19 protein-coding genes are annotated in these 23,017 nt (G+C 55.1%); 11 read left to right on the top strand and 8 right to left on the bottom strand.

Annotated features, from left to right (window positions below; all coding sequences use genetic code 11):
- Nucleotides 1-34: 34 nt before the first annotated feature.
- The gene (locus E1B03_RS19790) at nt 35-883 is read right to left on the bottom strand and encodes a MurR/RpiR family transcriptional regulator (protein ID WP_133086789.1); all 849 of its coding nucleotides are present in this window, start codon (nt 881-883) and stop codon (nt 35-37) included.
- Nucleotides 884-1,000: 117 nt separating this feature from the next.
- Here E1B03_RS19790 and murQ point away from each other — a divergent pair, with 117 nt between their 5' ends.
- The 4 genes from murQ (at nt 1,001) to tadA (ending at nt 4,474) form a co-directional block, all read left to right on the top strand.
- The gene (gene murQ, locus E1B03_RS19785) at nt 1,001-1,894 is read left to right on the top strand and encodes an N-acetylmuramic acid 6-phosphate etherase (protein ID WP_103771539.1); all 894 of its coding nucleotides are present in this window, start codon (nt 1,001-1,003) and stop codon (nt 1,892-1,894) included.
- Nucleotides 1,895-1,903: 9 nt separating this feature from the next.
- Nucleotides 1,904-3,268, top strand: a complete 1,365-nt coding sequence (locus E1B03_RS19780) for a PTS transporter subunit EIIC (RefSeq protein ID WP_133086788.1) — start codon at nt 1,904-1,906, stop codon at nt 3,266-3,268.
- Nucleotides 3,269-3,271: 3 nt separating this feature from the next.
- Nucleotides 3,272-3,907, top strand: a complete 636-nt coding sequence (yfhb, locus tag E1B03_RS19775) for a phosphatidylglycerophosphatase C (RefSeq protein WP_043017216.1) — start codon at nt 3,272-3,274, stop codon at nt 3,905-3,907.
- Nucleotides 3,908-4,009: 102 nt separating this feature from the next.
- Complete coding sequence (gene tadA / locus E1B03_RS19770) at nt 4,010-4,474, top strand: tRNA adenosine(34) deaminase TadA (protein ID WP_246044173.1); 465 nt, start codon at nt 4,010-4,012, stop codon at nt 4,472-4,474.
- A gap of 48 nt (nt 4,475-4,522) precedes the next feature.
- Here the strand turns inward: tadA and mltF are convergent, their stop codons facing one another.
- The gene (mltF, locus tag E1B03_RS19765) at nt 4,523-6,073 is read right to left on the bottom strand and encodes a membrane-bound lytic murein transglycosylase MltF (protein WP_103771542.1); all 1,551 of its coding nucleotides are present in this window, start codon (nt 6,071-6,073) and stop codon (nt 4,523-4,525) included.
- A gap of 257 nt (nt 6,074-6,330) precedes the next feature.
- Here mltF and purL point away from each other — a divergent pair, with 257 nt between their 5' ends.
- The 5 genes from purL (at nt 6,331) to glnB (ending at nt 14,803) form a co-directional block, all read left to right on the top strand.
- Nucleotides 6,331-10,218: a phosphoribosylformylglycinamidine synthase gene (gene purL / locus E1B03_RS19760; protein ID WP_133086787.1), complete on the top strand. Its 3,888-nt coding sequence runs from the start codon at nt 6,331-6,333 to the stop codon at nt 10,216-10,218.
- 647 nt (nt 10,219-10,865) lie between these two features.
- The gene (gene qseE / locus E1B03_RS19755) at nt 10,866-12,296 is read left to right on the top strand and encodes a two component system sensor histidine kinase QseE/GlrK (RefSeq protein WP_103771545.1); all 1,431 of its coding nucleotides are present in this window, start codon (nt 10,866-10,868) and stop codon (nt 12,294-12,296) included.
- Nucleotides 12,297-12,318: 22 nt separating this feature from the next.
- Nucleotides 12,319-13,062 (top strand): two-component system QseEF-associated lipoprotein QseG, encoded by a 744-nt coding sequence (gene qseG / locus E1B03_RS19750; protein WP_103771546.1) that lies wholly within the window; start codon nt 12,319-12,321, stop codon nt 13,060-13,062.
- Complete coding sequence (gene glrR, locus E1B03_RS19745) at nt 13,062-14,396, top strand: two-component system response regulator GlrR (protein WP_321190258.1); 1,335 nt, start codon at nt 13,062-13,064, stop codon at nt 14,394-14,396. The genes qseG and glrR overlap by 1 nt, the downstream gene beginning before the upstream one ends.
- A 68-nt stretch (nt 14,397-14,464) precedes the next feature.
- Complete coding sequence (glnB, locus tag E1B03_RS19740) at nt 14,465-14,803, top strand: nitrogen regulatory protein P-II (protein WP_002914032.1); 339 nt, start codon at nt 14,465-14,467, stop codon at nt 14,801-14,803.
- Nucleotides 14,804-14,904: 101 nt separating this feature from the next.
- On the opposite strand, the gene hmpA is transcribed toward glnB, so the two are convergent.
- Entirely contained in the window at nt 14,905-16,095 is a 1,191-nt protein-coding gene (hmpA, locus tag E1B03_RS19735) for an NO-inducible flavohemoprotein (protein ID WP_133086786.1), read from the bottom strand.
- 326 nt (nt 16,096-16,421) lie between these two features.
- Here hmpA and glyA point away from each other — a divergent pair, with 326 nt between their 5' ends.
- Entirely contained in the window at nt 16,422-17,675 is a 1,254-nt protein-coding gene (gene glyA, locus E1B03_RS19730; protein WP_043017209.1) for a serine hydroxymethyltransferase, read from the top strand.
- A gap of 92 nt (nt 17,676-17,767) precedes the next feature.
- Here the strand turns inward: glyA and hcaD are convergent, their stop codons facing one another.
- From hcaD to hcaE, 5 genes are read right to left on the bottom strand one after another with little or no spacing between them, the layout of a single operon-like run.
- Nucleotides 17,768-18,970 (bottom strand): phenylpropionate dioxygenase ferredoxin reductase subunit, encoded by a 1,203-nt coding sequence (gene hcaD / locus E1B03_RS19725; protein ID WP_133086785.1) that lies wholly within the window; start codon nt 18,968-18,970, stop codon nt 17,768-17,770.
- Between the two features lie 10 nt (nt 18,971-18,980).
- Nucleotides 18,981-19,793: a 3-phenylpropionate-dihydrodiol/cinnamic acid-dihydrodiol dehydrogenase gene (gene hcaB / locus E1B03_RS19720; protein WP_103771550.1), complete on the bottom strand. Its 813-nt coding sequence runs from the start codon at nt 19,791-19,793 to the stop codon at nt 18,981-18,983.
- On the bottom strand, nt 19,793-20,110 hold the full coding sequence (gene hcaC, locus E1B03_RS19715; RefSeq protein WP_103771551.1) for a 3-phenylpropionate/cinnamic acid dioxygenase ferredoxin subunit: 318 nt from the start codon (nt 20,108-20,110) through the stop codon (nt 19,793-19,795). Before hcaC ends, hcaB begins: the two co-directional genes overlap by 1 nt.
- Nucleotides 20,110-20,628, bottom strand: a complete 519-nt coding sequence (hcaF, locus tag E1B03_RS19710) for a 3-phenylpropionate/cinnamic acid dioxygenase subunit beta (RefSeq protein ID WP_103771552.1) — start codon at nt 20,626-20,628, stop codon at nt 20,110-20,112. The genes hcaC and hcaF overlap by 1 nt, the downstream gene beginning before the upstream one ends.
- Nucleotides 20,625-21,986, bottom strand: a complete 1,362-nt coding sequence (gene hcaE / locus E1B03_RS19705) for a 3-phenylpropionate/cinnamic acid dioxygenase subunit alpha (protein ID WP_103771553.1) — start codon at nt 21,984-21,986, stop codon at nt 20,625-20,627. Before hcaE ends, hcaF begins: the two co-directional genes overlap by 4 nt.
- 135 nt (nt 21,987-22,121) lie before the next feature.
- Between hcaE and hcaR the strand changes: the two genes are divergently transcribed.
- Nucleotides 22,122-23,015 carry a DNA-binding transcriptional regulator HcaR gene (gene hcaR, locus E1B03_RS19700; RefSeq protein ID WP_133086784.1) on the top strand — a complete coding sequence of 298 codons (894 nt, stop codon included), beginning with the start codon at nt 22,122-22,124 and terminating at the stop codon, nt 23,013-23,015.
- The last annotated feature ends 2 nt before the right edge of the window (nt 23,016-23,017 follow it).

Genomic DNA, 23,017 nt, shown 5'->3' with positions numbered 1-23,017 from the left:
CAAATCGGGCGGGCATTATACGCGCATTCTTTGCTCAGACCAGTTTTTTTACCAGCGCTTCGCTGTGGCGAATGCGTTCCGGGGCATGCTCCAAATCCTGCTGCACCAGCGCCATAAACAGTAAATCAGTGAGCATCATTTGCGCGTGGGTGGAAGAAATTGCTGCGCTGCGCGTGGCCTGCTCCTCGGCAATGGTGTACAGACAATGACTTGCCCGTTGCTGCAGAGCGTTCGGTGTAAATCCGGTGATAGCGAGAATTTTAGCTCCGGCGCGCAATGTTTCGTCCGCAGCCAGGTTGAGCTCGCGGCGCTCTCCGGTATACGAAATGGCCAGCAGCAGATCGTGGGGCGAAAGCGCTTGCACCGTCGCCAGCAGGGCGTGCATGTCGCGTTCCACCATCGCGTTAAAACCAATCTTCAGCAGCTTCCAGGCAAAATTCTGCGCGACCAGACCCGATGCGCCAATCCCGGTCACGATAATGCGTCGGGCTGAACGCAGCATAGTGACGCTCTCCATCAGTTTCTCTTCGCTGTTGACGTCCAGCGTCGCATGCATCGCCGCCACGTTCTCTTTAATCAGCTTCTCGCCCACCATCCGCATCGGGTCGTCACCACGAATCTGATTATGCACCGGAATGGAATGGGGATTGGGGTTGCTGGCCAGCGCTTCGCTGATCGCCAGTTTCAGTGCCGGAAACCCTTTAAAACCCATCTTTTGCGCGAACTTCACCACGCTGGACTGGCTGACGCCCGCTTCAAAAGCCAGTTGCTGTGAGCTGAGATGACGTGCGGTATCCGGCTGAGCAAGAAGATAATCCGCGAGTTTTTTATCGCTTTGCGCGAGGTCCGGGTAACGCTGACGAATGCGAATTAAACAGTTCATGCTGTCTCCTGGCGAAAACGTGATGGCGATTGCAAAACAAAATTTCACTCGCCTGGATGAATATAATATTCCATTGTGACAGATTATTATGAATTAAAAATTCCCAAGGACCAAAAAATGAATCTCGGTGCATTAGTTTCAGAAACCCGCAATCCTCAGACAATGGATCTGGATGCGCTCTCCACGCTGGAGTTGGTTCATCGTTTTAATCAACAGGATACGCTGGTAGCACAAGCAGTAAAAGCAACTCTACCTCACGTTGCGCGCGCGGTCGATGCAGCAGCTGACGCGCTTAAAGCCGGTGGACGAATTATTTACATGGGAGCAGGTACCAGCGGGCGGCTTGGGGTGCTGGACGCGTCTGAATGCCCACCGACCTTCGGCGTCCCGCATGGTCTGGTGGTCGGGCTAATTGCCGGCGGGCCGGGCGCGCTGCTGAAGGCGGTAGAAGGCGCGGAAGATAACCCGCAGTTAGGCGAAGACGATCTGCGAGCGCTCAATCTTACCGCACAGGATCTGGTGGTGGGGCTGGCAGCCTCTGGTCGCACGCCGTATGTGATTGGGGGGCTGAAATATGCGCATTCGGTGGGCTGTACGACGGTGGCTATATCCTGCAATCCGGATTCCCCTATCGCGCATGAAGCGGATATTGCCATCTCTCCGGTAGTGGGGCCTGAGGCGTTAACCGGTTCAACACGACTGAAATCCGGCACCGCGCAAAAGCTGGTGCTCAATATGATCTCCACCGGCGCGATGGTGAGATTTGGCAAGGTATACCAGAACCTGATGGTGGATATGCAGGCCACCAACGTCAAGCTGGTCGATCGGGCGTGCCGCATGGTGGTTGAAGCCACCGGCATTGCGCGTGAACAGGCACAGGCGCTGCTGAAGCAGACCGATTTTGACGTTAAGCCGGCTATTTTAATGGCGCTCACCGGCCTGGATGCCGCAGCCGCCCGCGAAAAGCTTGCCGCTCACCAGGGTTTTTTACGCGCGGCGTTAGAAAACTAAGAGGTACATATGGATAAGACGGCGGTGCTGGCCAGCGACATTCTGCTGGGCGTTGGCGGAGAAAAAAATATTCTGCGCCTGGAAAACTGTATGACCCGCGTCAGAGTGGAAGTTCAGGATGACGGAAAGATTGATATTCCTCGCCTGCGGCAACTGCCCGGTGTTAGCGGCTACGTGAAGCAGGGCGTACAGCACCAGATCATCGTCGGCCCTGGTAAAGCCGCCAAAGTGGTGGATGCTATGCGTTCCCTGATTACCGATGGCGGCGAACGCGCAGATGCGAATGATATCGAGCGCACGAAGTCAGAGGCCAAAGCGAAGTACAAAGCGCCGATGAGCGATGCGCTGCGCAAGCTGGCAAACGTCTTTATCCCTCTTATTCCGGCGTTTATTGCCTCTGGTTTGATTACCGGCATTATTAATATTCTTAAGCGACCGGACATCGTGGGGGATTTTGCGACCCACTATCCGAACATGCTGGGGCTGATGGGCATATTCGGCAGCGCCGTGTTTGCCATTATGAATATTCTGGTTGGGGTGAATACCGCCAAAGTCTTCGGCGGTTCTCTGGCGATGGGCGGGGTGATGGCGGGGATCCTCTCCAGCCCGCAGCTGGCGCAAATTACCCTGTTTGGCGAAGCGTTACAGCCGGGGCGCGGCGGGGTGATCGCGGTACTGTTGGTGGTAGCGTTGATGTGCTGGATCGAACGCAAATTCCGCGAACTGTTGCCGGAATCACTGGAACTGATCCTTAACCCACTGCTGACCACCATCATTACCGGGGCCATCGCGATTGTGGCGCTGCAACCGCTTGGCGGCTGGATTTCCGAATCTATCGCTCACGGCGCATCCTGGGCAATAGATCGCGGCGGTTTCCTGGTCGGAGCGGTGCTGGCGGGAACGTTTCTGCCGCTGGTGCTGACCGGGCTTCATCAGGGGTTGGTGCCTATCCACGTTGAGCTGGTACAGGCGCACGGTCATAACGCGCTCTTTCCTATCCTTGCAATGGCGGGCGTTGGACAAGTGGGGGCTGCGATTGCGGTTTTGATGAAGACCCGCAATGCGCGGCTAAAAAAAGTGATCAAAGGAGCGCTGCCGGTCGGATTGCTGGGCATTGGTGAGCCGCTGATTTTTGGCGTCACGCTGCCGTTGGGTAAGCCATTTATCGGTGCTTGCCTTGGCGGAGCGGTTGGTGGGGCGCTGATTAGCTACTGGAAGGTGGCGACGGTTATCACCTTTGGTATCTCCGGTTTACCGTTGGCACTGACGATTGTTGCCGGAAAAGTGATGTTCTATCTGTTAGGCTATCTGGTAGCAGTTATCGCCGGGTTCCTGTTTACCTGGCTATTGGGGTTCAACGATCCAGAGGAATAAGGTTTGACCAATCACCAGCGCCGCGTTGTTTTCTTTGATTTGGATGGCACGTTACACCAGCAGGATATGTTCGGTAGTTTCATTCGTTATCTGCTGCGACGTCAGCCGCTGAACGCGCTGCTTGTACTGCCTCTGTTACCGGTGATTGCGCTGGCGTTGCTGATAAAAGGACGCGCCGCCCGCTGGCCAATGAGCCTGCTGTTATGGGGATGCACATTTGGTCGTAGCGAGGCGCGTCTGAAAGCGCATCAGGCCGATTTTGTGCGCTGGTTTCGCGGTAACGTGACGGCATTTCCGCTCGTACAACAGCGGCTGACAACCTACCTGTTAAGCTCTGACGCTGATATCTGGCTTATCACCGGTTCCCCACAGTCACTGGTCGAGCAGGTTTACTTCGACACCCCGTGGTTACCGCGCGTCAATCTGATCGCCAGCAAAATGGCGCGGGGATACGGCGGATGGGTGCTGCCTCTGCGCTGCCTGGGCCATGAGAAAGTGACGCAACTGGAACGCCACATTGGCGCGCCGCTACAGCTGTACAGTGGCTACAGCGACAGTAATCAGGACAATCCGCTGCTCTCTTTTTGCCAGCACCGCTGGCGCGTCACGCCGCGCGGAGAGCTGCAGCAACTCGAATGATGCCAACGCACATGCAATTTAAAGTATGACGGGTATAATGCGTCCGCTTTTATTGGTGGAGTAATCCCTTTGTCTGAAGTTGAATTTAGTCACGAATACTGGATGCGTCATGCTTTAACGCTGGCCAGGCGCGCCTGGGATGAGCGTGAAGTCCCGGTGGGCGCGGTATTGGTGCATAACAACCGCGTGATTGGCGAAGGCTGGAACCGTCCGATTGGTCACCATGATCCGACTGCCCACGCTGAAATTATGGCGCTGCGTCAGGGCGGCCTGGTGCTACAAAACTACCGGCTGTTGGATGCCACGCTGTACGTCACTCTGGAGCCGTGCGTGATGTGTGCAGGTGCGATGGTGCACAGTCGTATTGGTCGGGTCGTTTTTGGCGCACGCGATGCGAAAACCGGGGCGGCTGGATCATTAATGGATGTGTTGCATCACCCTGGGATGAATCATCGGGTAGAAGTGACCGAAGGGGTGCTACGAGATGAATGCGCCACGCTGCTCAGCGATTTCTTCCGCATGCGTCGTCAGGAAATCAAAGCCCTGAAAAAATCCGCCAATTTGTAACTGCTGCTCTGATTGCCTGATGGCGCAGCGCGTATCAGGCCACCAGGATTACCGCCCCTCTTTTTTCTGCGGTGAAAACAGCAGGGAAGGGGAGTGCGACAGGTAGTTTGACGACGTCTGAGACAGAAACGCAGAAAGCGGGAATTCGTCTTTACCTATTAGCTCAGCTGGCGTTACCGCCGGGTAATCCTGCGCCAGTTGCTGCGTTTCTAGCGCCTGTTTTTCTTTCTCCTGCAGATACCCCACCAGGCTAATCTGGTATTTACGGATGTTTTCCACATAGGCGTAGGCTTCATGACCACGCGCATAGCCATAGGTCAGCTTGTTGTAATACGGCTTTTGGCTGAGCAGCGGCAGTCGCTGTTTTACATCGGACCAACTGTTCGGATTGCCTTTGGTTTTCACCGTCAGCGCTCGTGCGTCCAGCATGTGCGCATAACCCATGTTATAGGCTGCGAGCGCAAACCAGATACGTTCTCCTTCGGGGACGGTATCCGGCACTTTACTCATCATATCCTGCAAATATCGCGCGCCGCCGCTGATGCTCTGTTCGGCATCGGTACGGTCGGTCAACCCGAGACTTTGAGCGGTATTTTTGGTCAGCATCATCAGCCCGCGTACCCCGGTCGGGGAGGTGGCCTGTGCGTCCCAGTGTGACTCCTGATACGAGATTGCAGCGAGTAGTCGCCAGTCTATCTCTTGCGCATACTTCTCAAAGAGCGGCTTAAGGTCCGGCAACACGCTGTCTACGGCGCGTAAAAAGGTGCGGGTATCGACATAGTCAAAATCATCGCCATGCCCGAGATATTTCTCTTCCAGCCGTGCCAGAGAACCGTCTTCATTCATGGTGTTGAAGAAATCCAACAGCGCGGCAGACAGCGTGTTGTCATCGTCCAGGCGACTAAACCAGGTTACAGGCTGTTCGTCGGAGACGTCCAGTGCCACGGCCAGCTCAGGATGTACGCGTTGGTATAAGCTGATGGCGACGGAATCGGCAATGGTGTAATCCAGCTTTCCGGCGACCACATCATCAAGCAGTTCAGTGGTGCCCTTTTTGTCATCAACTTTCCAGCTTAGCTCGGGGAATTTTTTCTCTTTGAGTTGCTGGAGATCGTTAACCACCACGTGCCCCGGGGCGATGGTCAGTTGGTTTTCGTTCACGGTAGCAAGCGTGCGCGGGCGGTATTGTCCAACCCGATACACCAGCTGTTGCGAAACCGAATAGTAGGTTGGGCCTGGCTGATAATTTTTCACCCGCTCGCTGTTATAGACCAGGCCTGCGGCTAACAGATCGGCATTACCGTTATCGAGGTCGTCAAAAAGCTGGCTGATGTTCTGGCGCACGGTAACTTTTAACTTCACGCCTAAGTAGTTGGCGAACTCCTGAGCCAGTTCATAATCCAGACCGAATCTTTTGCCGTTGAGGGTCGCGTAAGTTAACGGTGAGTCGATGGTACTGACGCGCAGCTCTCCCCGCGACTGAATGGCGGCGATACGATTGTCGGCTTTACCGAACCAGGGAATAGATGGCCAGAGGGCCGCTGCCAACAACAGCGTTAATATGCCGATGAACAGATAATTAATCTTTAATTTTTTCAATTAGTTAATTCTCTGAACCGTACGTTGTCTCTGCTTGCTGTGGTGTTGATTATGAAGTGAAGTCGTCATTAATGAGCGGCATTTTGCTTAAACTTGCGTCAGTTGGCAACTTATTCAGAAAACAGACCGCATTTGATGATAAGAGAAGGTCGTGATTTTATTTCGACGCAAACGGTTTCGTCGGCGCGGTAGATTCTTTATAATAACGCCCGTTTCCCCCACTTGGGCACACCGAAAGCTTAGAAGACGAGAGACTTATGATGGAAATTCTGCGTGGTTCACCTGCACTGTCTGCATTCCGTATTAACAAACTGCTGGCACGTTTTCAGGCTGCCAACCTCCAGGTCCACAATATTTACGCCGAGTACGTCCATTTTGCCGATCTGAATGCACCGTTGAATGAGGATGAGCGCGCGCAGCTTGCTCGCCTGCTGAAATATGGTCCTGCTCTGCACAGCCACGCCCCTGAAGGCAAACTGCTGCTGGTTACGCCTCGCCCTGGCACCATCTCCCCGTGGTCTTCTAAAGCGACTGATATTGCCCACAACTGCGGCCTGCAACAGATTAGCCGTCTGGAACGTGGCATTGCCTGGTATGTCGAGGCCTCTACGCTGACTGCCGAGCAATGGCAAATGGTTGCCGACGAACTGCACGACCGCATGATGGAAACGGTTTTCTCTGCGCTGAACGATGCCGAAAAACTGTTTGTTCATCATCAGCCAGCGCCGGTTTCCAGCGTTGATCTGCTGGGTGAGGGACGCCAGGCGCTGATTGACGCTAACCTGCGTCTGGGTCTGGCGCTGGCGGAAGACGAAATCGACTATCTGCAGGATGCGTTCACTAAACTGGGACGCAACCCGAACGACATTGAACTGTACATGTTTGCGCAGGCCAACTCCGAGCACTGCCGCCACAAGATTTTTAACGCCGACTGGGTCATCGACGGTAAACAGCAGCCGAAGTCGCTGTTCAAGATGATCAAAAACACTTTCGAAACCACGCCGGACCACGTTCTGTCTGCCTATAAAGACAACGCCGCGGTAATGGAAGGTTCCGAAGTGGGTCGCTATTTTGCCGACCACAAAACCGGTCGCTACGATTTCCATCAGGAGCCAGCCCACATCCTGATGAAGGTTGAAACTCACAACCATCCAACGGCTATCTCTCCGTGGCCGGGCGCGGCAACAGGCTCCGGCGGCGAAATCCGCGACGAGGGCGCAACGGGGCGCGGTGCAAAACCGAAAGCCGGGCTGGTGGGCTTCTCCGTTTCCAACCTGCGTATTCCTGGCTTTGAACAGCCGTGGGAAGAAGATTTCGGTAAGCCGGACCGTATTGTTACTGCGCTGGATATTATGACCGAAGGGCCACTGGGCGGCGCGGCGTTCAACAACGAGTTTGGTCGCCCGGCGCTGACCGGCTACTTCCGTACCTACGAAGAGAAAGTGAACAGCCACAACGGCGAAGAGCTGCGCGGCTACCATAAGCCAATCATGCTGGCGGGCGGGATCGGTAACATCCGCGCCGATCACGTGCAGAAAGGTGAGATCGTCGTTGGCGCTAAGCTTATCGTCCTCGGCGGCCCGGCGATGAATATCGGTCTTGGTGGCGGTGCGGCCTCCTCTATGGCTTCCGGTCAGTCAGATGCCGACCTTGACTTCGCTTCCGTACAGCGCGACAACCCGGAAATGGAACGACGTTGCCAGGAGGTTATCGACCGTTGCTGGCAAATGGGCGATGCGAACCCGATCCTGTTTATCCATGACGTTGGCGCGGGTGGCCTGTCTAACGCTATGCCGGAGCTGGTCAGCGATGGCGGTCGCGGCGGTAAGTTCCAGTTGCGCGATATCCTCAGCGATGAGCCGGGCATGAGTCCGCTGGAAATCTGGTGTAACGAATCCCAGGAGCGCTACGTGCTGGCGGTTGCCGCCGACCAGTTGCCGCTGTTTGACGAACTGTGTAAGCGCGAGCGTGCGCCGTATGCGGTGATCGGTGAAGCCACCGAAGAACAGCATCTCACGCTTAACGACAGCCACTTCGACAACCAGCCGATCGACATGCCGCTCGATGTACTGTTGGGTAAAACGCCGAAGATGACTCGTGACGTGCAGACGCTGAAAGCCAAAGGCGATGCCCTGAATCGTGGCGAAATCTCGATTGCAGATGCGGTTAACCGCGTGCTGCATCTGCCGACTGTCGCTGAAAAAACGTTCCTCGTGACCATCGGCGACCGTACCGTTACCGGCATGGTGGCGCGTGATCAGATGGTTGGTCCGTGGCAGATCCCGGTCGCCAACTGCGCGGTCACTACCGCAAGCCTGGATAGCTACTACGGTGAAGCGATGTCTCTCGGCGAGCGTGCGCCGGTTGCATTACTGGATTTCTCAGCCTCTGCGCGTCTGGCGGTAGGTGAAGCGCTGACCAATATTGCGGCAACGCAGATTGGCGATATCAAACGCATTAAACTGTCGGCTAACTGGATGGCGGCCGCGGGGCACCCTGGTGAAGATGCCGGGCTGTACGAAGCGGTAAAAGCCGTCGGGGAAGAATTATGTCCGGCGCTCGGCCTGACCATTCCGGTGGGCAAAGACTCAATGTCGATGAAAACCCGCTGGCAGGAAGGTAACGAGCAGCGTGAAATGACCTCGCCGCTGTCGCTGGTGATCACCGCCTTTGCCCGCGTGGAAGATGTTCGCCATACCGTTACTCCGCAGCTCTCTACTGAAGACAACGCCCTGCTGCTGATTGACCTCGGTCTTGGTCACAATGCGCTGGGCGCTACGGCGCTAGCTCAGGTTTACCGTCAACTGGGCGATAAACCTGCCGACGTGCGTAACGTTGAGCAACTGAAAGGCTTCTACGACGCGATTCAGGCGCTGATTGCTGCGCGTAAGCTGCTGGCCTATCACGACCGTTCCGACGGCGGGCTGCTGGTTACGCTGGCGGAAATGGCCTTCACCGGCCACTGCGGTATTGCGGCTGATATCCACTCTCTGGGTGACGATCGTCTGGCGGCGCTGTTTAACGAAGAACTGGGCGCGGTGATCCAGGTTCGTGCCGCTGACCGTGAGGCGGTTGAAGCGATTCTGGCTGCTCATGGCCTGGCAGACTGCGTACACTTCCTCGGTAAAGCCGTTGAAGGTGACCGCTTCACCCTGACCGCTAACGGCCAGCCGGTGTTTAGCGAAAGCCGTACTACCCTGCGTATGTGGTGGGCGGAAACCACCTGGCAGATGCAGCGTCTGCGTGATAACCCGGAGTGTGCCGATCAGGAACATGACGCTAAAACCAACGATGCCGATCCGGGCCTCAACGTTAAGCTGTCGTTTGATATCAACGAAGACGTTGCCGCGCCGTACATCGCCACCGGCGCGCGTCCAAAAGTGGCTGTATTGCGTGAGCAGGGCGTGAACTCCCACGTCGAAATGGCAGCAGCTTTCCATCGTGCGGGTTTTGACGCCATTGATGTGCATATGAGCGACCTGCTGGGTGGACGTATCGGTCTGGGTAACTTCCAGGCGCTGGTGGCCTGTGGCGGTTTCTCTTACGGCGATGTGCTTGGCGCAGGAGAAGGTTGGGCTAAGTCGATTCTGTTCAACAACCGCGTCCGTGATGAGTTCGAAACCTTCTTCCATCGCCCGCAAACGCTGGCGCTCGGCGTGTGTAACGGTTGTCAGATGATGTCTAACCTGCGTGAGCTGATCCCAGGAAGCGACCTGTGGCCGCGCTTTGTGCGTAACCATTCCGACCGCTTTGAAGCCCGCTTCAGTCTGGTCGAAGTGACGCAAAGCCCGTCTTTACTGCTTGCCGATATGGTGGGTTCGATGATGCCGATTGCCGTTTCTCACGGTGAAGGTCGTGTGGAAGTGCGTGACGGTGCGCATCTGGCTCAGCTTGAGAGCAAAGGTCTGGTGGCGCTGCGCTACGTTGATAACTTCGGTAAGGTGACCGAGACCTATCCGGCTAACCCGAACGGTTCGCCGAACGGCATTACTGCAGTGACCACTGAAAATGGTCGCGTCACCATTATGATGCCGCACCCGGAACGTGTGTTCCGTACCGTGAGCAACTCCTGGCACCCGGAAAACTGGGGCGAGGATAGCCCGTGGATGCGTATTTTCCGCAACGCGCGTAAACAGCTCGGTTAATTCGCTCAATAGTCATCAAGCCCCTCTTCGCGAGGGGCTTTTTTTGTCTGCCGGATGGAACACGTCTGATGACGCTACGCTTATCAGGCCTACGAGGAAATACGGTTGTAGGCCGGATAAGGCGTTTACGCCGCCATCCGGCAATAATCTCAGCGCTTATGCCGCAAAATTAAAGTGTCGGGAAATCCCGACATGGGTGGGGTGATGGTGTCGCCAAAAAGAGACGTTTAATTATATGATTTATAATGGTTTTGTTTTTAAGTGCTACAGGTGTTGCTGATTGGCGACGGAAAGGGTGAAAAATAACCAAAATTATTTTCCCTATGAATAATCATATTTTCCATATTTATCATTGTGTTAATAAAGTGTTTTGAATATTGGCACAGATGCTGCATAATATTAACCAGTGGCTCATTCACCTTCTTATGTCAGCCCCTTCGGGACGTGCTACATAAACTTCGAATGACGCACAACAAGGTGCCTGCCGTCCAACATCTGATATTAGCGTAGCTATATCAACCTTCGGGCGAAACGTCGAGTTAGGCACCGCCTTATTCCACAACAAAGCCGGGTTAATCCCGGCTTTGTTGTATCTGGCGTTCCCCTCAGTTAGCATCATCCTATTCCTGTCCATTGAGAGTAACGCCTTGAAGCGCTGGTCAGTTTTCCCCCGATCTTTACGTCAATTGGTGACGTTGGCATTTTTGCTTATCCTGCTGCCATTGTTAGTTTTGGCCTGGCAGGCGTGGCAAAGTCTGAATGCCCTGAGCGCGCAGGCAGCGCTGACGAACCGCACCACCCTGATTGACGCCAGACGCAGTGAAGCGATGACCAATGCCGCGCTGGAGATGGAGCGTAGCTACCGGCAATATTGTGTGCTGGATGACCCAACGCTGGCTAAGGTCTACCAGAGCCAGCGTAAACGCTACAGCGACATGTTGGATGCGCATGCGGGTGTATTGCCGGATACCAAGCTATATCAGGCGCTGCGTCAGGACATCAACGATCTCGCGCAGCTGCAGTGCAAAAACAGCGGTCCTGACAGCGTGGCGGCAGCACGGCTGGAAGCGTTCGCCAATGCCAATACTGAGATGGTACAAGCGACGCGCACCGTCGTCTTTTCTCGTGGGCAGCAGCTACAGCAGGAAATAGCCGAACGTGGGCAGTTCTTTGGCTGGCAAGCGCTGGTGCTGTTTCTTGTTAGCCTGGCAATGGTGCTGCTGTTTACCCGCATGATAATCGGTCCGGTGAAGGGCATAGAAAAAATGATTAATCGTCTGGGGGAAGGGCGCTCGCTGGGCGATAGCGTACTATTTACCGGTCCCCGGGAGCTGCGTTCCGTGGGGCAGCGCATTATCTGGCTGAGCGAACGTCTCTCCTGGCTTGAATCGCAACGGCATCAGTTTTTACGCCATCTTTCCCATGAGTTGAAAACGCCGCTGGCGAGCATGCGCGAAGGGACCGAACTGTTAGCCGATCAGGTGGTAGGGCCGTTAACGCCGGAGCAAAAAGAGGTGGTCGGTATCCTTGATGACAGTAGCCGCAACCTGCAAAAGCTGATTGAGCAGCTTCTCGATTACAACCGCAAGCTGGCGGATGACGAGGTTGAGCTTGAGAGTGTGGACATCGCGCCGCTGGTGGAAAGCGTTGTTTCTGCGCATAGCCTGCCCGCTCGCGCCAAAATGATACATACTGATGTTGCGCTTGCGGTGAACGCCTGTCTGGCAGAACCGATGTTGTTGATGAGCGTGCTGGACAATCTTTATTCCAATGCGGTGCACTACGGCGCTGAATCCGGTAACATTTGGATCCGCAGCAGTTTGCATGGCTCAACGGTATACATTGATGTAGTGAATACCGGCACACCGATTCCAGAAGCAGAACAGACCATGATCTTCGAGCCTTTTTTCCAGGGTAGCCATCAGCGAAAAGGGGCGGTAAAAGGAAGCGGGTTGGGGCTGAGCATTGCCAGAGATTGCATCCGCCGTATGCGGGGCAAGCTGTATCTGGTTGATGACCATGCGCAAAACGTTTGTTTTCGCATAGAATTGCCGCTATCTGCTGCGAAAAATCACTAAAATAAACCTAAGTCTGGTGAGTATGCCACACGTTGTTGTCCGAATGCTTAAACGACATTTTTTCCGCCGCGTCATCCTCGCAAGCCTGCCGTGCCTGGCGCTGGTAGGCTGCGTGCCGAACGCGGTGAATCATATTATCGGCGATCCCTCGCAGGAGAAAATTCCGCCTCATCAACTGACGGACTACCTTGCAACCGACTGTGCGGATATCTGGACGCTGTCTGACCAGTCCACAGAGACTAATCCGCTGTACTGGCTGCGGGCAATGGATTGTGCCAATCGCCTGATGCCAGTACAGGCGCGTAGTGAAGCCAGCACGTTGATGCCAGATACCTGGCAGGGGGCTTTCAGGCGCGGGATCCTGCTCGATAACGCCAACATTACGCCACCTGAGAGGCGAGAGGCTGTTACGCGCCTCGACGCGTTAAGCCCGCAAATTCCGCCACAGGTACGCCCGCTGTATCAGGTCTGGCGCAGCGGTCAGACGTTGCAGTTGCAACTTGCCGAAGAGCGTATGCGCTACACCAAGCTCCAGCAGACGTCAGACAGCGATCTCGATACGCTACGTGAACAGCAACAGCATTTGCAGTCCCAGCTCGATCTCACGACCCGTAAGCTGGAGAATCTGACCGATATTGAACGCCAGCTTTCCACGCGCAAACCTGCCGGGAGCTACACCCCTGATGCGGCGCACGGGAACGAGAAACTCACCGCGCCTGATAACGACGAAGGCGCAGCGCCGTCTACCGATGAGGTGACTCCATGATAAGCCGTAAGCCCGCGCATCTGCTACTGGTGGATGATGACCCCGGCCTGTTGAAATTACTTGGCATGCGACTGACCAGCGAGGGTTACAGCGTCGTGACCGCGGAAAGCGGGCAGGAAGGGTTACGGGTGCTGAACCGTGAAAAAGTGGATCTGGTTATTAGCGATCTGCGCATGGATGAAATGGACGGCATGCAGCTGTTTACTGAAATCCAGAAAGTGCAGCCGGGAATGCCGGTAATTATCCTCACCGCCCACGGCTCCATCCCTGATGCCGTTGCGGCAACGCAGCAAGGGGTGTTCAGCTTTCTCACAAAGCCCGTCGATAAAGACGCGTTGTACCACGCGATCGATGGGGCGCTGGAACAGTCTGCGCCCGCAACAGATGACAGCTGGCGTGAGTCTATCGTCACCCGCAGTCCGCTGATGCTGAGGCTGCTGGAACAGGCGCGGATGGTGGCGCAATCGGACGTAAGCGTACTGATTAACGGCCAAAGCGGCACCGGAAAAGAAGTGTTTGCTCAGGCCATTCACAATGCCAGCCCGCGTAGCCACAAACCCTTTATTGCCATTAACTGCGGTGCGTTGCCGGAACAACTGCTCGAGTCCGAACTGTTTGGTCATGCGCGCGGTGCCTTTACCGGTGCGGTGAGTAATCGCGAAGGGTTGTTTCAGGCCGCTGAAGGTGGGACGCTGTTTCTTGATGAGATTGGCGATATGCCCGCGCCGTTGCAGGTTAAATTGCTGCGCGTATTGCAGGAGCGAAAAGTCAGGCCGCTGGGTAGTAACCGCGATATCGACATTGATGTACGAATCGTGTCTGCCACTCATCGCGATTTACCCAAAGCGATGGCGCGAGGTGAATTCCGCGAGGATTTGTACTATCGCCTCAACGTGGTAAGCCTGAAAATCCCAGCGCTGGCCGAGCGTACGGAAGATATTCCGCTGCTGGCAAACCATCTGCTACGCCTGTCTGCTGAACGCCACAAACCGTTCGTGCGCGCCTTTTCGACCGATGCGATGAAGCGGTTAATGACCGCCAGCTGGCCGGGTAACGTGCGTCAGTTGGTCAACGTGATTGAGCAATGTGTCGCGTTGACCTCTTCGCCGGTGATAAGCGATGCGCTGGTGGAGCAGGCGCTGGAAGGGGAGAACACCGCGCTGCCGACCTTTGTTGAGGCGCGTAACCAGTTTGAACTCAATTACCTGCGTAAGTTGCTGCAAATCACCAAGGGTAATGTAACCCACGCTGCGCGAATGGCGGGGCGCAACCGCACCGAATTCTACAAATTGCTTTCTCGACACGAGCTGGATGCAAACGACTTTAAAGAGTAGCACCGTAAATACGACTGATTTATGATACGGTGAGCAACCGGTTACGCGATAAAAACGACAGGAAAACCATGAAAAAAATTGATGCGATTATTAAACCCTTCAAGCTGGACGACGTCCGCGAAGCGCTGGCGGAAGTTGGCATTACCGGTATGACTGTAACGGAAGTGAAAGGGTTTGGCCGTCAGAAGGGCCATACCGAGCTGTACCGTGGCGCGGAATATATGGTGGATTTTCTGCCGAAGGTAAAAATTGAAATTGTGGTCACCGACGATATCGTCGATACCTGCGTTGACACTATTATTCGTACTGCCCAGACCGGCAAAATCGGTGACGGTAAGATTTTTGTCTTCGACGTGGCGCGGGTTATTCGTATCCGTACCGGTGAAGAAGACGACGCGGCAATCTAAGCCGCGCCGTTAATTTGTAGGCCTGATAAGCGTAGCGCATCAGGCAGAGTGGTTGCCGGATGGCGGCGTAAACGCCTTATCCGGCCTACTCGCGTAATATATTACAAGACTTTATGTGGGCCGAAGCATTCGTAATGAATGTTCTCGTTTTTCACGCCCAGACCGACCAGTTGCTTCGCGGCAAACTGCATAAAGCCCACCGGCCCGCACAGGTAGAACTGCATCGCCGGATCGCTGATTGCGCCTTCCAGTTTGTTCAAATCCATCAGACCAACGCTATCAAACGCACCTTTCGCGCGATCGGCTTCGGTTGGCTCACGATACCAGGTATGTGCGCTAAAGCGTGGCAGCGTTTTGCCCAGTTCATGCACTTCATCGGCGAAGGCATGTACATCGCCATTTTCCGCCGCGTGGAACCAGTTAACCTGCGCGGTATGATTCGCTTTTGCCAGCGTATCCAGCATCGCCAGCATCGGGGTCTGCCCAACGCCTGCGGAAATCAAAGATACAGGGGTGTCGGTCGCGACATCCATAAAGAAATCGCCCGCAGGTGCGGCTAAGTGAACAACGTCACCAACATTCGCATGGTTGTGCAGCCAGGTGGAAACCTGGCCACCGTCTTCACGCTTAACGGCAATTCGATAGCCTTTGCCATCTGGTTTACGGGTCAGTGAGTACTGACGAATTTCCTGATGCTGGAAACCTTCAGGCTTCAGCCAGACGCCCAGGTATTGCCCCGGATGATATTCAGCCACTGCGCCACCGTCGACAGGCTCAAACTCAAAGCTGGTGATGAGTGCACTACGCGGGGTTTTTGCCACGATGCGGAAAGGACGGGTACCTTCCCAGCCGCCATTTTTAGTGGCATTTTCGCTGTAGATTTGCGCTTCACGGTTGATGAAAACGTTCGCCAGCACGCCGTATGCTTTACCCCACGCATCCAGAACCTCCTGGCCTGGGCTGAACATTTCGTCCAGCGTTGCCAGCAAATGGCCACCCACGATGTTGTACTGCTCCGGTTTAATCTGGAAGCTGGTATGCTTCTGCGCGATTTTCTCTACGGCCGGCAACAGTGCCGCCAGATTTTCGATATTGCTGGCATACGCGGCAATGGCGTTAAACAGCGCTTCACGCTGATCGCCATTACGCTGATTACTCATGTTGAAGATTTCTTTCAGCTCTGGGTTGTGCGTAAACATGCGATCGTAAAAATGGGCGGTCAGCTTCGGGCCTGTTTCAACCAGCAGGGGAATAGTGGCTTTCACTGTAGCGATGGTTTGTGCGTCAAGCATACGGTCTTCCTTTATCTGAGACTTTAATGATGTATGTCAAATGCATCTTATAAAAAATACCCCTGCATTGTAAATGGTTCTTTGTAACTTTGCGTTGTAAAGGTTACATCGTGAAAAATCTGCATCACAAACCTGAAAAGAAATCCGTTGAAATTCAGCAGACCTTTGTTCTGCAAAGCCTTGCGTGCCGTGAAGGTAATCGTTTGCGTAAAATCCTTTGTCAAGACCTGTTATCGAAGAATGATTCAGTTATACTGTTGGCCGTCGTCCAACGGGACTGCCTTTTTAGGCCGAAATTCTATTGTTAGCTGAGTCAGGAGATGCGGATGTTAAAGCGTGAAATGAACATTGCCGATTATGATGCCGAACTGTGGCAGGCTATGGAGCAGGAAAAAGTACGTCAGGAAGAGCACATCGAACTGATCGCCTCCGAAAACTACACCAGCCCGCGTGTTATGCAGGCGCAGGGTTCTCAGCTGACCAACAAATACGCTGAAGGTTATCCGGGCAAGCGCTACTACGGCGGTTGCGAGTACGTTGATATCGTTGAGCAACTGGCTATCGATCGTGCAAAAGAGCTGTTTGGCGCTGACTACGCCAACGTACAGCCGCACTCCGGCTCTCAGGCTAACTTTGCTGTGTACACCGCTCTGCTGCAACCGGGCGATACCGTTCTGGGTATGAACCTGGCGCAAGGCGGCCACCTGACTCACGGCTCCCCGGTTAACTTCTCCGGCAAACTGTACAACATCATCCCTTACGGTATTGATGAGTCCGGTAAAATTGACTACGAAGACATGGCTAAGCAGGCCAAAGAGCACAAGCCGAAGATGATCATCGGTGGCTTCTCTGCTTATTCCGGCGTTGTTGACTGGGCAAAAATGCGTGAAATTGCTGACAGCATCGGCGCATATCTGTTCGTTGACATGGCGCACGTTGCTGGCCTGATTGCCGCAGACGTTTACCCGAACCCGGTTCCACACGCACACGTTGTGACCACCACCACCCACAAAACCCTGGCGGGTCCGCGCGGCGGCCTGATCCTGGCGAAAGGCGGTGACGAAGAGCTGTACAAAAAACTGAACTCCGCTGTGTTCCCAAGCGCGCAGGGCGGCCCGCTGATGCACGTGATCGCAGCGAAAGCCGTGGCGCTGAAAGAAGCGATGGAGCCTGAGTTCAAGGTTTACCAGCAGCAGGTTGCCAAAAATGCCAAAGCGATGGTGGAAGTGTTCCTGAACCGTGGCTACAAAGTGGTTTCTGGCGGTACTGAAAACCACCTGTTCCTGCTGGATCTGGTTGATAAAAACCTGACCGGTAAAGAAGCTGACGCTGCGCTGGGCCGTGCTAACATCACCGTGAACAAAAACAGCGTGCCGAACGATCCGAAGAGCCCGTTTGTGACTTCCGGTATCCGTATCGGTTCTCCGGCCGTGACTCGCCGTGGCTTCAAAGAAGCGGAAGTGAAAGAACTGGCTGGCTGGATGTGTGACGTTCTGGACAACATCAATGACGAAGCCGTTATCGAGCGCGTCAAAGGTAAAGTGCTGGATATCTGCGCACGCTTCCCGGTTTACGCGTAAGTAATACGGATTGCCGGGTAGCGGTGTAAACATCTTATCCGGCCTACAGGCAACTCACATGTAGGCCGGATAAACGAAGTGCCATCCGGCAGTTATATTGACTTAAGCAAGATTGTTTCATCGATTAAAGCCGCCACTGGCGGCTTTTTCTTTGCCTGAATCCATTTTCTCAATAAACGTATTTCTCGGCCCTGATTTAACGTTACTGCCCCGACAATCACGCCATCCTGTAGGTTAAACCATATTGCTTTCTGCCCATCTGAATCGCCGCGTACGAGCCAGCTCTCTCCCTGCATTTCGCCAATAAACTGTAAATTATCGCGATATTGGTCGGTCCAGAACCAGCCTGGCGTCTTCTGGGGCAACGGCAGGTTCAGTATTGCGGCGGCGGCAATCTGCGCCTGATTATTGGCATTTTCCCAGCTTTCCACACGAACTAACGAACCGTCGGGCAGGCGCGTTATCGCCACGTCACCGGCAGCGTAAATCGCGGGATCGGAGGTGGTGCAGGCGGTATCAACGATAATACCGTTCGCCGTCTCCAGCCCCGCTTCGCGAGCCAGTATGTCGTTCGCCACGATACCGATACCATAGATCACCGCATCAGCCTGCAGCGTTTCGCCGTTTTGCAGGGTGAGCGAGAGACGTTCTCCCGCTTTGGCATGCTCAATTGCGCTGTTAAGCAGTACCCGCACGCCCGCAAGTTGGTGGTGGGCTAGCAGGTAGTCGCGCACCGGAGCAGGTGCGTTGCGGCCCATCACTGACGGTCCCATTTCAACAACGGTTACCCGACAGCCGCGCTGAGTAGCGCTGGCCGCCAGTTCCAGACCAATGGTGCCCGCACCGACAATCACCATCGACTTGCCCGGTAACAAAATGTCGCGCAGGCGCTCGGCATCAGCGGCATGGCGCAGGGTAAAGCAGCGTTCGCCCAGTTTATCCAGTAGCGGCAGCGGCCTGGCGGCGGCACCGGTCGCCAGCAGCAACTGCGACCAGCGGTAGGTCTGGCCATCGGCGAGCGTCAGCGTGCGAGCCGTGCGGTTAATGTGACGTAGCGTGACGCCCAGATGCAGCTGTACGTTGTTTTCCCGCCACCAGTTTGCGGGGAGTACTGGCTGAAGCTGAGGATTTTCGTCCAGCAGCATCGCTTTGGAAAGTGGCGGGCGTTCATAGGGCAGATGCAGCTCATCAGAAAACAGATGTAGTTCGCCGTCGAATCCCTGCTGGCGCAGTGAGGCGGCAGCCATTGCCGCGGCCTGACCACCGCCGATAATCGCGATAATTTTATGGCTCATAATGCCCCCCTCAGAGATCCAGTCCGCCGGCAACGTGACGAATACCGCGAATGCCGAGACCTGCGTCGGCATTGATCATCACGCCGCTCAATGTGCGGTTGTTACGCTTTGACGCCAGCATCACATACGGGCCGGTAAAATCTGCAGGCTCAGGGAAAAACTGCAGCGGCAAAATAGCGGCGATTTTTTCCGGCGTCAGCGACTGCATAATCGACGTATCGTTTTGGCCCAGCGCCTGCGGGCCGCGTAGGTCGGTGGCCATGCCGCACGGTCCGACGCCGTTAACCCGCACCTTTGGCGCCAGCTCGTAGGCTAGCTGGCGAATCAGCCCGGTAGCGGCATGTTTCGAGGCGGTATACAAAGGCCCGCCACCGCCGGGATACCACGCCGCGTTGGAAAGGGTGAAGATGATGCTGCCTTCGCTGGCGATAAGCGCGGGGGCGCAGGCTTTCGCGCCCAGCAGATAACCCAACACGTTGACGTTAAACAGCTCATGAAAACCGCTCTCCAGCGCGTCGGCAGGTGTATTGACCAGCGAGGCGTTGTGATCCCATATTCCCGCGTTACCGATAAAACAGTCCAGCGTGCCGTAACGCGTCAGAATGTGCTCCACCGCGCGCTGATAATCGGCATAGCGGGTGACGTTGCCTTCCACAGCCAGCACGTGCTCACCAAAGCGCTGCCGTAGGCTGGTGACTTTGGCCGGTGAAAGCTCCAGGGTGGCGACCTGCGCACCTTCCTCAATAAAGCGCTCGACCAGCGCCAGGCCAAGACCGGAGCCACCGCCGGTGATAAAGACCACGTTATCGCGTAAATCGCTCATCAGGCTTCCTCGGGTAAATCAATAAACACCTCGCCGCCTTCCACATGTACCGCGTAGGTGGTGAGCGGATCGGTGGCAGGTAAGCACAACGCCTTGCCGGTTTTCAGACAAAAGCTGGCGGCATGCAGTGGGCATTCCACCGTAGCGTCGTCTTCCAGATAGCCTTCCGACATCGAGGCGTTACCGTGGCTACAGCGATCGTTAATGGCGTAAAACTCGCCGCCAACGTTGAACAGCGCGATGACGGGCGAGGTATCAAGCCGGAGCGCTTCACCCTCCGGCAAATCCCCTACGGGACAGGCATAAACACGACTCATCAGAACAGTACACTCAGGTTATGGGAGGTGATCACCGCTTGATCCAGTACGATCTCACGCTCCAACAGGCGCCACTCATCGCCCGGCAAACGGCGCACTTTGTCCACGCGCATGCCGACGTAAAAGGTTTCATCTCGTTCTTTTTGCGCGCGATACAGCAGATAGTTGAGACGCACGGTGAAGACGTCGGGAACCCCGGTTTCACTGACCTGGCAGTTGCCGATCAGGTGCCGGGTTCGCGACGGCGGCTCCTCCGCCCAGGCCATCCCGGTTTCCAGCCGCGCAATACGACGTTCGAGCTGGTCTTTGTTGTCGTTGAAAATCCACGTGGTTGGCGGCTGCACGCCTTTGCGACGGTCGCGCGTCTGGGCATTAACCGTCGTGCGCATGGTGTAGCGAATATTGTCATCCAACTGTGCCAGCCAGTCGCGAAACTTCCAGTCATCCAGCAGGCTGGCTTCATGGTAGAGAAACTGCGTAATGCGGTGGTGTAGCTCCAGGGAAACTAAGGTGCTCATTTCATCACCTCCTGCTGGTAAGCGGCGGTTTTCTCGTGTACTTCCTGCCAGCTTTCGCTGCTGAGTAAATCGGCCCAACGTTGGTACATACCGCGCGCGGCGGTTTCCGAAAAGATGTAGTTGGTGATCCCCGGGATACCGTCTTCACGGCGTTTCTCCTGGCCTAGCCCCATCTCCAGACACAGTTTGCTATTGCGCGCCCGATGGCCTTTCAGCAGTTTTTGAATTTCACACCAGTTTTCCGAGTCGTCTTGCTCAAGGAATCCGGCGGGGCCAAAAGCCCGGGTGGCGCTGTTTTCAAAGGCGGCTTTCACGTCATCAGAGGCGGCTTTATCGGTAATGCAGAACGCCCACACTTCAACCTGATCCGGTCCGCGTGGATGCCAGACTCGTAAGGTGGCAGTACCGTTGAGCCAGGAAAGCGTTGGGAAAATGTTGTTGTGACCGGCCAGGCGCAGGGCGCGAACCTTCCCCAGACGCTGCTCAGCTTCCGCGTAGGTATCGCGGTAGTAGCTGGAGACTTCACCATCGACCCAGACGTTGGCATCTGGATTTTCAGTAAAGAAAAATCCGCTGCCGTGCCCATCCTGACCGAATTGCAACGCATCTTTGGCGGTTTCCCACACCGGGCGGGCGGTTTGGCCGTCGCCAAGGCGCTTATCGCTGCCGTCGTCCTTCGCGCCCAGTACCTGCACGGCGGAGGCATGACTGAACAGCGCGTGATACTGGTCGCTGGCGAACTGCTCGGCGGGGAATTTCCAGTTACAGTCGATGGTCCACTTCTGTACACCGCCGACGATTTCGGTGCCGCCTTCACGGCGATCGAGTACACCGTCGAGATACCAGGCGATGTCGCCGAGATAATCGCGCAGGTTAGGTGCGCTGGTGTCCCAGTTGCCGAAAATCAGTCCTTTATAGCTCTCGACGCACGCGACTTCGTTCAACCCCCAGTGCGATTTGCACAGCCCTTGCGGGTAAGCACGAGGCTCCAGCGGAACATCGATTAACTCGCCGTTAATACCGTACGACCAGCCGTGATACGGGCAGGTAAAGGCGCGGGTGTTTCCACAATCGGCGTAGCTGACGCGCATCGCGCGGTGGCGACACTGGTTAAGAAACGCTTTGATGCTGCCGTCTTTCTGGCGCACCACCACCACGGCGTCCTCGCCCATATAAGTGTTAAAGAAATCACCGGGCTTGGGGATTTGGCTTTCGTGGGCGAGAAATAGCCAGCATCGTCCGAAGATGCGCTCCAGCTCCAGTTGGTAAATTTCAGGGTCGGTATAAATTCGTGGGGTTACGCGACCGTTTTGCGTGTCGATCAGTTGGTAGATGTCTAAATTTGAGGGTGTGGTCATATTTTTTAATCCTGAAAGCTAAGATGTATTGACCTTCATTTTTTGTGCCATAAGGATGTTGCTGGTTAGTTATCAATCTGTGAAATAGTAAATTTCTACCAGTTGAGACATTTTTTCGATAACAAGGAGAAGGACATGGAACTGAGGCACTTACGCTATTTTGTCGCGGTGGCGCAGGCGCTGAATTTCACCCGAGCGGCAGAAAAACTGCATACCTCTCAGCCGTCGTTAAGCAGCCAGATCCGCGATCTGGAAACCTGCGTGGGGGTTCCATTACTGGTGCGGGATAAGCGCAAAGTTGCGCTGACGGCGGCGGGGGAGTGCTTTTTACAGGACGCGCTGGCGATCCTTGAACAGGCGGAAAACGCGAAAGTTCGCGCCCGTAAAACGGTGCAGGAAGATAATCATTTCGCTATCGGCTTTGTCCCTTCCGCAGAGGTCAATTTGTTGCCGAAGGTGCTGCCCTTGTTTCGTTTAAAACAACCGGATACGCATATTGAGTTGGTGAGTCTGATAACCACAGAGCAGGAAGAGAAGATCCTCTGCGGAGAGCTGGACGTGGGCTTAATGCGTCACCCGGTGTACAGCCCGGAGCTGGACTACCTGGAACTGATTCATGAGCCGCTGGTGGTGGTGTTACCGGTGGATCATCCGTTAGCCAATGAGCAGGCGATCTCGGCGGAACAACTGCACGGCGTGAATTTTGTTAGCACCGATCCCGCTTATTCCGGCGCATTAGCGATGATTGTTAAAAACTGGTTTCAGCAGCAAAAATGCCAGCCGAATATTGTGCAGGTGGCGACCAATATTCTGGTGACCATGAACCTGGTCGGCATGGGGCTGGGGGTGACTTTGATACCCGGTTATATGAATAATTTTAATACCGGGCAGGTGGTTTTTCGCCCTATTGTTGGCGATGTCCCGACCATTGCTCTGCTGATGGCGTGGAAAAAAGGGCCAATCAAACCAGCATTGACCGATTTTATCGCCACGGTACATGAACGTTTAGCGGTGAGCCTGACGGAGTGATG

Origin of the sequence: Citrobacter arsenatis (genome assembly GCF_004353845.1) — a bacterium.
GTDB classification, from domain to species: domain Bacteria; phylum Pseudomonadota; class Gammaproteobacteria; order Enterobacterales; family Enterobacteriaceae; genus Citrobacter; species Citrobacter arsenatis.
The sequence above is the reverse complement of the archived record's forward strand: the minus strand, read 5'-3'. Positions and strand labels throughout refer to the sequence as shown.

What these genes read in the sequence shown, in the direction of transcription:
- purL (WP_133086787.1), top strand. Translation starts at nt 6,331, where the DNA reads ATGATGGAAATTCTGCGTGGTTCACCTGCACTGTCTGCATTCCGTATT.
- E1B03_RS19780 (WP_133086788.1), top strand. Translation starts at nt 1,904, where the DNA reads ATGGATAAGACGGCGGTGCTGGCCAGCGACATTCTGCTGGGCGTTGGC.
- hcaD (WP_133086785.1), bottom strand. Translation starts at nt 18,970, where the DNA reads ATGAGCCATAAAATTATCGCGATTATCGGCGGTGGTCAGGCCGCGGCA.
- hcaE (WP_103771553.1), bottom strand. Translation starts at nt 21,986, where the DNA reads ATGACCACACCCTCAAATTTAGACATCTACCAACTGATCGACACGCAA.
- tadA (WP_246044173.1), top strand. Translation starts at nt 4,010, where the DNA reads ATGCGTCATGCTTTAACGCTGGCCAGGCGCGCCTGGGATGAGCGTGAA.
- qseG (WP_103771546.1), top strand. Translation starts at nt 12,319, where the DNA reads ATGCCACACGTTGTTGTCCGAATGCTTAAACGACATTTTTTCCGCCGC.
- murQ (WP_103771539.1), top strand. Translation starts at nt 1,001, where the DNA reads ATGAATCTCGGTGCATTAGTTTCAGAAACCCGCAATCCTCAGACAATG.
- hcaR (WP_133086784.1), top strand. Translation starts at nt 22,122, where the DNA reads ATGGAACTGAGGCACTTACGCTATTTTGTCGCGGTGGCGCAGGCGCTG.
- hmpA (WP_133086786.1), bottom strand. Translation starts at nt 16,095, where the DNA reads ATGCTTGACGCACAAACCATCGCTACAGTGAAAGCCACTATTCCCCTG.
- hcaF (WP_103771552.1), bottom strand. Translation starts at nt 20,628, where the DNA reads ATGAGCACCTTAGTTTCCCTGGAGCTACACCACCGCATTACGCAGTTT.
- hcaC (WP_103771551.1), bottom strand. Translation starts at nt 20,110, where the DNA reads ATGAGTCGTGTTTATGCCTGTCCCGTAGGGGATTTGCCGGAGGGTGAA.
- hcaB (WP_103771550.1), bottom strand. Translation starts at nt 19,793, where the DNA reads ATGAGCGATTTACGCGATAACGTGGTCTTTATCACCGGCGGTGGCTCC.
- E1B03_RS19790 (WP_133086789.1), bottom strand. Translation starts at nt 883, where the DNA reads ATGAACTGTTTAATTCGCATTCGTCAGCGTTACCCGGACCTCGCGCAA.
- glyA (WP_043017209.1), top strand. Translation starts at nt 16,422, where the DNA reads ATGTTAAAGCGTGAAATGAACATTGCCGATTATGATGCCGAACTGTGG.
- glnB (WP_002914032.1), top strand. Translation starts at nt 14,465, where the DNA reads ATGAAAAAAATTGATGCGATTATTAAACCCTTCAAGCTGGACGACGTC.